Annotated in this window: 8 protein-coding genes; 6 read left to right on the forward strand and 2 right to left on the reverse strand. The window is 50.1% G+C overall.

Annotated features, from left to right (window positions below):
* Nucleotides 1-172: 172 nt before the first annotated feature.
* The gene (locus Q1A75_RS23170) at nucleotides 173-406 is read right to left on the reverse strand and encodes a hypothetical protein (protein ID WP_299593344.1); all 234 of its coding nucleotides are present in this window, start codon (nucleotides 404-406) and stop codon (nucleotides 173-175) included.
* Between the two features lie 167 nt (nucleotides 407-573).
* On the opposite strand from Q1A75_RS23170, the gene Q1A75_RS23175 reads away from it, so the two are divergent.
* Nucleotides 574-762 carry a hypothetical protein gene (locus Q1A75_RS23175; protein WP_299641413.1) on the forward strand — a complete coding sequence of 63 codons (189 nt, stop codon included), beginning with the start codon at nucleotides 574-576 and terminating at the stop codon, nucleotides 760-762.
* 116 nt (nucleotides 763-878) lie between these two features.
* The gene (locus tag Q1A75_RS23180) at nucleotides 879-1,559 is read left to right on the forward strand and encodes a HAMP domain-containing sensor histidine kinase (protein ID WP_299593341.1); all 681 of its coding nucleotides are present in this window, start codon (nucleotides 879-881) and stop codon (nucleotides 1,557-1,559) included.
* A 187-nt stretch (nucleotides 1,560-1,746) separates the two neighbouring features.
* On the opposite strand, the gene Q1A75_RS23185 is transcribed toward Q1A75_RS23180, so the two are convergent.
* Nucleotides 1,747-2,481 (reverse strand): AraC family transcriptional regulator, encoded by a 735-nt coding sequence (locus Q1A75_RS23185; protein WP_299593338.1) that lies wholly within the window; start codon nucleotides 2,479-2,481, stop codon nucleotides 1,747-1,749.
* A 653-nt stretch (nucleotides 2,482-3,134) separates the two neighbouring features.
* Between Q1A75_RS23185 and dps the strand changes: the two genes are divergently transcribed.
* The 4 genes from dps (at nucleotide 3,135) to Q1A75_RS23205 (ending at nucleotide 5,684) form a co-directional block, all read left to right on the forward strand.
* Entirely contained in the window at nucleotides 3,135-3,617 is a 483-nt protein-coding gene (dps, locus tag Q1A75_RS23190) for a DNA starvation/stationary phase protection protein Dps (protein WP_299593335.1), read from the forward strand.
* Between the two features lie 63 nt (nucleotides 3,618-3,680).
* A protein-coding gene (locus Q1A75_RS23195) for an IS5 family transposase (protein ID WP_299593332.1) occupies nucleotides 3,681-4,438 on the forward strand; the annotation gives its coding sequence in 2 pieces (ribosomal slippage) (nucleotides 3,681-3,999 and nucleotides 3,999-4,438; 759 coding nt in all).
* A gap of 213 nt (nucleotides 4,439-4,651) precedes the next feature.
* A complete protein-coding gene (locus Q1A75_RS23200) occupies nucleotides 4,652-5,275 on the forward strand; it encodes a response regulator transcription factor (protein WP_299593329.1) in 624 nt (207 codons plus the stop codon).
* A gap of 115 nt (nucleotides 5,276-5,390) precedes the next feature.
* On the forward strand, nucleotides 5,391-5,684 hold the full coding sequence (locus Q1A75_RS23205; RefSeq protein WP_299641419.1) for a transposase: 294 nt from the start codon (nucleotides 5,391-5,393) through the stop codon (nucleotides 5,682-5,684).
* Nucleotides 5,685-5,778 lie beyond the last annotated feature (94 nt).

Consider the following 5,778-nt stretch of genomic DNA (forward strand, 5'->3'; position numbering starts at 1 on the left):
GAGAATAGCAGCCTAAATGAACCCCTGATCCATCTTAAACCGGCTGCAAATTGGTCGAAAATCTAGGACCACCTCTTACTGCGATGTTGGGACGTGTAGCTACTTTCGCGCGCTACGTGTTTGGGTTTACCAGATTCCGCGAGATCTCGACCTTTGCGAGCTCAGCAAAAGATCAACCAGCAAATACCGTGATGTTAGAAACTGAGAACCTTTTACCAGCAAGTAAGGTGTTTCCTGAAAGGACTTCGCCAAGATATGCCATTACCTTATGGGCAACTTCTTTCTGTTTCCTGCCCCAATTAGCGCATTGATGTGTTTTAAGTTCCGGGCGAAGGCCCAGCGTCGCACGACGGAAATATGCATCAACCGCAGTCAGGGGTCCATTTCCCGCCTGGAGGTTCATCATGAAAATCTGCGCCCGCTCCTTTGGTGTTTCCCCCGTGAGCGAAGGGCGTTCAAGATGATCATCAGTGTATTCAGTGATTGCGATACACTGAGAGATATGTGTTCCACTCTCTAATTCGTGACACGGAACGGCCGCGTCGGGGTTTCGGCTTTGAAGGTGTCAGAACGATGCTCCTAACCTATAACATCAACGGGAATGAATTTGAGCCTGTCCGTTGCGCCTTTCTCAGCGAGCGTAAAGCGCCCTTTGTCGAGGGTGGTGCTGTCGACACTGAAGTAGCAACTGACATCACATTGGATGATGTTTGGTTTTTGCGATGTCCGTGGGGTCTCGGTGACCGCATGTTGAATGCGTGAACCTGGTAGCTGGCGCCTCATGTTTGTTGCAGTCTGTTCATCACATTGTGCAATTTTGTGATGTTTAGAATGAAATCTGATATCGGTTTGGAATTGGACTGGTTATGTTATGGGCCATGAAACCGATAGATCTTGATGCAGTTGATCCGACCCTCGCATTTGCCGGTCCCTTCCATGACATTCGCAATGTTATATCTACGTTGCAGATGGACATTGATACCCTTGCCAATGGCAGCCAATCGCGAGTCTGTCAGCGATTGACACGGATGGAACGATGTATCAATCGATGCATGGATATTTGTGATGCTGCACTGCGCCAGCGACACGAAGTGAACTCGGAGTTGATTAATCTCTTCCCAATCGCTCAAGAGGTCGCGTCTGATCTCAACGCACTGGGATCTGGGAAGATAATTGAGGTTTCTTCGGAAAGCAAACACGCTACTGCTTTCGTTCGAAAGTCTTATATTTACCGAGTCATATTCAATCTGGCTGATAATGCAAGAAAGGCAGTATTACCGTCAAAATCGGGTATTGTTCAGATTCATATTGGATTTGATCTAGAAACACGGCTGCTATACATTGATATTCGTGACAATGGACCTGGAATGCCGGACCGATTTTGTCTGTCACCTAATACGGTAAGTTTCTCGACTAAGGGTTGTGCGCCGGTTCATGGCGTAGGCCTGCGAAACGTCAGATACCTGGTCGAAGCGATGGGCATTCGAATGACGACTAGTTTGATTAAACCGCACGGTACAAATATTCGACTGACCTTTCCGGAGACATCGCGTCCGTAACCAGGAATGCTGACGGTCAAATACTGCTACAAAGAACTACGTTCAAGCGATATAGGGCATCTCCAGCCAGGAGTGGATAATGAGAGCTGACACCATTACTATGTGATTGCGTTAGCCACAGCGACAACCAGCAGGGTGAATCCAACGACAGCTAAATGATTTGGCAGTACTTTGGCATTTATTAAGATCATTGCTTAATAATCTTGCGATACCTACCGGGACTTGTTCCCACAAAGCGCTTGAAGCTCGAGATCATGTGGCTTTGTGACGAAAATCCAACTTCATAAGCGATTTCGGCGAGGGGCATGTCACCACGTTCGAGCATCTCGCGCGCTTTATTCACGCGGTGACGTAGCACAAATTTATGAGGTGTCATCCCTGTGTCTATCTTGAACATTCTGGAGAAATGGAAGACACTGACGCCTGCGATCTCGGCAAGCGTCGCTAACGACAATTCCTCATCTGTGTGTTCGTCGATGTATTCGAGAATCTGAGCGACTTTGAATTTGCCTAAGCCGACACGAACGGCTTCATGGGTGGCCCCCCGGAAATTCAGGATTTCACAGACGAGCAACGACGCCAAAGCCTCAGCGCGCATCCGCCCGCCAAGACCTTCTGATCCAAGAAAATCGTTGATCAGAGCTGAGTATTGAGGACTGCGCTCCAGACGAGGATGGAAATCTATCGGGTCAAAAAGAGGTTGGGAAACACCAAGCTCGGCCTCACATCGTTGGCGAAGCCCGTCATCAAAGACCAAGTATAGGTAGCCACCTGATTTCTCAGAAGACGTCTTTTGCCAAACCCCCTTTGGAATATACGAAAATTCCCCCGCCTTCACATTGGATCGCCGCATTTTCCGACCTCCCAATGCAGCATCAGCTACAAAGGAATTTTGATGAAGAGCCACGATACTAAAGGGCATGACAGCCTCAGTATCGAGGTCATCGACCGGGGCCGCGTACCCAAAGGTAAGGTCCCCATATCCTATTGCCTTGCCATTTCTGGGCCATTCTGCCTGTCGTCTAGCTTGCATCTATCTACTCCCAGTTCGTAAATCTTTGTTAAGTGCATTTAAGCGGAACATCGGCCTTGGTTGACGAAAACATAGCGAGTCTTCCCTGCGAATCCAGCAAACGGACGCCCCCGGCGATATTTAACAGCAAGATTCTGAAACTACGGATGCTTGCGACAGCAGATGGTGTTGTCAAAGCTGACGGTGCGGGTGAACCGATAAGGTCAATACTCTAAAAGATATAATATAGTTAGCTATTTAATCCGAGGAAATCGATTTGGACATGCGTTGTCAACTTACGCCAGGTCAGCTGTTCTTTCGCAAGTGAGCGTTAACCTCCTAAAATATATCAGAAAAAAGGAAAAAAATTTTTGGAGTCTGGGAAATTTAGCAAGATTCTGGGATAGCTCTTGTCAGCTGTGACCTATAATATGACGAAAACCAATCTAGTGTGAATGGGCCTTGTTACCTGAGTTTTTCAGTCGGCAAGGAGAGCCTGAATCACGACTGTAAGGACAGCGCGAAAAGGCAAGCGCCTGCCAAACACAAAAGCGAGTTACACAATGCCGAAGAGATTTGTACCACCAAACGATGATGTATGCGAAGTGCTGCAGCAGCGCTTGTACGATCTTATCGACTTGGCAAGTCATGCGAAACAGGTTCACTGGACTGTGCAGGGTCGCGAATTTCTAGCGCTGCACCAGTTCTTTGACAATGTAAACGCCGAACTGAACGAGCATGCTGACATCGTAGCTGAACGAATCGCGGCGTTGGGCGGACAAGTGAAAGGAACGATCCAAGCGGCAGCTAAGGACTCGCACCTCCCTGACTACCCATTGGACGTATCATCTGCGCCAAAACACATTGAAGCCTTTTCAAGTTCGATCTTCCAGCTGAAAATGCTTGTCCGCGCCAGTGCTAAGTTGGTTGCAGATCTCAATGATAATGGCTCTGCCGATCTTCTGAGTGAACTTTCGAGAAAAATAGACGAGATTTCTTGGATGGTCGGGGCGCAAATGGAACCAAAAACTCGCGAAGCAACCTAGAGTCGGGACCCATTGATTTCCGCCTGGCGGCATGATTCACGGTTCGAAAAACGAGCGGGAAACATGTCTGATTTATTTTGGCTGACAGATGCGCAGATGGCGCGTCTTGACCCCTTCTTTCCGAAGTCGCACGGCAAACCTCGCGTCGATGATAGGCGTGTGCTGAGCGGGATTATCTTCATCAATCGCAATGGCTTACGTTGGCGCGATGCACCTAGGGAATACGGTCCGTACAAGACGCTGTATAACCGTTGGAAGCGCTGGAGTGATAAGGGCATCTTTGCCCAGATGATGATCGGCCTGGCCGCAGATCACGGCGAAGAGAAGACTGTGATGATCGATGCCACTTACCTCAAGGCACATCGCACGGCTTCCAGTTTGGGGGTCAAAAAGGGGGGCGCGGTCGCCTGATCGGGCGCACAAAGGGCGGCATGAATACAAAGCTGCACGCCATCTGCGACAGCAAAGGCCGCCCACTGAACCTGTTTGTGACCGCTGGTCAGGTCAGTGACTACATCGGCGCACGAGCGCTGCTCAGCAGTCTGCCGGAGGTCGATTGGCTGCTGGGGCATCGCGGATATGATGCGGACTGGTTCAGAGAAGCATTGAAAGACCAAGGGATACGCGCCTGCATTCCTGGCCGAGAGCAACGCAAGAAGGTCGTGAAATACGACAAACGACGCTACAAACGGCGCAACCGGATCGAAATCATGTTTGGCAGGCTCAAGGATTGGCGGCGGGTGGCAACGCGATATGATCGATGCCCCAAAGTCTTCCTCTCGGCAATCGCTCTCGCAGCAATCGTCATTTGCTGGTTATGAGTCCTGAGCCTAGTGTTCCTAGCGTTCATGCCCGCAAGTTGCTTGCGCAGATTTCTGCCACAAAGGTTCGTTTAAAACCATTCGGGTTGATACTGAAAAGCTTTTCATAGCTTATCGTAAGTCAGTAACGCTCCCTGCCATGCTGCGTATGTGACGAATTAGGTAGCGACAGCCTAGCGGAAACCGGGGTTACATGTTGAGGTATGAATGCCTATGAACTCCACCGTAGCAATTGCAGATAGTCATGAAATCATCCGCGAAGGCATTGCAACGCGACTTTGTAAACACTGCAATGTTGAAGTGGTTGCTGAAACCTCAGATGGCTACACCACACTGAAAGCTTGTCGGCAACACAAACCGGAGATCCTACTAATGGATCTTTCGCTCTCGCGGCCGAGCGGAGCAGAGATTCTTGGTAAGCTAAGAGCTTCAAATCCAGAAATGAAGATAGTGGTATTGTCCTCAAACCCCAGCAGCTCGAATGCGTTTCTCGCCCTGTCAAGTGGTGCAGTTGGTTTCATGCCAAAACAGGCACCCGGATCGGACTTTGTGAATGCCGTAAGGGCGGCACAAAACGACTATGCCTACTTTCCAACCGATCTTCTAACCCACTTCGTTCAGTCGCGACGAAACTTGACGAGAACGGGTAATATATACGGGCTTTCCGCTCGTGAACTTGAAATTCTCGACGCCTGCGTCAGCGGGCAATCGACAAAAGAAGTTGCAAGTAATCTAAGCATTTCCGTTCGCACAGTCGAGACACATCGTAACTCAATATACAAGAAAACCTCATGCAGGTCGTACAAGGATCTTGCTCAAATTGTCACGATGGATTGATCAGAACGCCTCGCTGGTGAGCAGCCCTACTTGTGTGGTTGAGTTTGAGTGTTAGTGCATGGTTGCCGTCCTTCCCCCCTAGAACTGTGCCATTACATTGGCCGCGAAAGGGGGATTGGGCATTGCGAGGAAGCGACATTCAGACGAAGACATCTTGAAGCTGCTGCGTGAGATTGAGCTGAAGCTGACGGCTGGTGATGATGTGGCATCGGCGTGTCGGAACGCCGGGATCAGCGATGCGACGTATTACAACTGGCGGAGGCGGTTTGGCGGGATGGGCCGGTCGCAGCTATCGGAGATGAAGAGTCTGGAGAAAGAGAACGCGCGGCTGAAGAAGATCGTCGCCGAGCTCGAACTGGACAAGCTCATCCTCAAGGAAAGCCTGAACCATCTAAAGCCCAGGGCCTGACCACAGAGGAGCTCCGTCAGGCCGTGCGGCACGGTTGAGATTGGCATAGACAGCCGGAGCCAGCCCGCCGAGTGATGTGTGTGGTCGTTCTGTG

It is taken from the genome of uncultured Tateyamaria sp. (assembly GCF_947504105.1).
In the GTDB taxonomy this organism is placed as follows: Bacteria; Pseudomonadota; Alphaproteobacteria; order Rhodobacterales; family Rhodobacteraceae; genus Tateyamaria.

Coding starts and splice junctions, on each gene's coding strand:
- Q1A75_RS23170 (WP_299593344.1), bottom strand. CDS start 406: ATGATGAACCTCCAGGCGGGAAATGGACCCCTGACTGCGGTTGATGCA.
- Q1A75_RS23175 (WP_299641413.1), top strand. CDS start 574: ATGCTCCTAACCTATAACATCAACGGGAATGAATTTGAGCCTGTCCGT.
- Q1A75_RS23180 (WP_299593341.1), top strand. CDS start 879: ATGAAACCGATAGATCTTGATGCAGTTGATCCGACCCTCGCATTTGCC.
- Q1A75_RS23185 (WP_299593338.1), bottom strand. CDS start 2,481: ATGCCCTTTAGTATCGTGGCTCTTCATCAAAATTCCTTTGTAGCTGAT.
- dps (WP_299593335.1), top strand. CDS start 3,135: ATGCCGAAGAGATTTGTACCACCAAACGATGATGTATGCGAAGTGCTG.
- Q1A75_RS23200 (WP_299593329.1), top strand. CDS start 4,652: ATGAACTCCACCGTAGCAATTGCAGATAGTCATGAAATCATCCGCGAA.